The sequence below is a fragment of the Mesorhizobium sp. P2_D1 genome, assembly GCF_056404455.1.
The window spans coordinates 1-738 of record NZ_JBFUDZ010000168.1 but is presented as its reverse complement, the minus strand read 5'-3'; the positions used below and the strand labels follow the sequence as shown (position 1 = coordinate 738).

Below are 738 nucleotides of genomic sequence, written 5' to 3'. Positions count from 1 at the left end.
TTCCTATCCAGCCTTTGGCTTTTAGATACCAAAGATGAAACTCCAGATGTTCACGCGGGCAGTCTGCCAGGCGCTCGATTTCTGTATCGCCAACACCAGCATTGTTCACGTCTTGTCGGCGTTTAACATAGAGCAGCGAGAGCACTTTGGCCTGAATGACGGCATCCCGTTCTATGCCTTTGGTGTTGCTGGCTTCCTCGCTCAACCCGTGGCGAATGTTCAAATGCTCTTTATACTCGATGTCGTACTGCGCGCGCTTGAGCGGATCCTTGAGCGTATTGTGGGCATCTATGATTTCACTAAAGCGGGATTCGTCCCCGGTATCCCGGTTGTCGGGATGGTAGCGCATGGCAAAATAACGAAATATCCGTTCTATCGTTTCCGAGTTGGCGTTCGGACTGATTTCCAGAAGTTCATAGTAATCAACGAACAAAGTGATCCTCCCTCGACATCGAGGCAGAGTGTTACGACGCCTCTTCGTCGCCGGCGAGGACCATGCAATAGTGGTGCCAGACGCATTGACCCATTGCGGGACATCATCTGCGCGCGTCGCTTAAGCCGGTGGCACGCTAACCGCCAGTCTGCGCTCCCAGTGTGCGCGACTGCGAGCTTGTCGAGAGCCGTGGTCGGGCTGGACGCGCAGCGCTTAGGATCGCGATCGGCACGCTGGTGAGGTTCGGGGTCAGTGCCGACTTGAAGGGGGTTGCCTACGAAAGCTGACCAAGGCACGCATGAAGC

1 protein-coding gene is annotated in these 738 nt (G+C 55.3%); it reads right to left on the bottom strand.

Features of this window, described 5'->3' with window-relative positions; genetic code table 11:
- Nucleotides 1-433, bottom strand: a 433-nt coding sequence (locus AC1D0I_RS32775) for a DnaJ domain-containing protein (RefSeq protein WP_477400214.1), incomplete at its 3' end; no start/stop codon positions are given.
- Between the last annotated feature and the right edge of the window lie 305 nt (nt 434-738).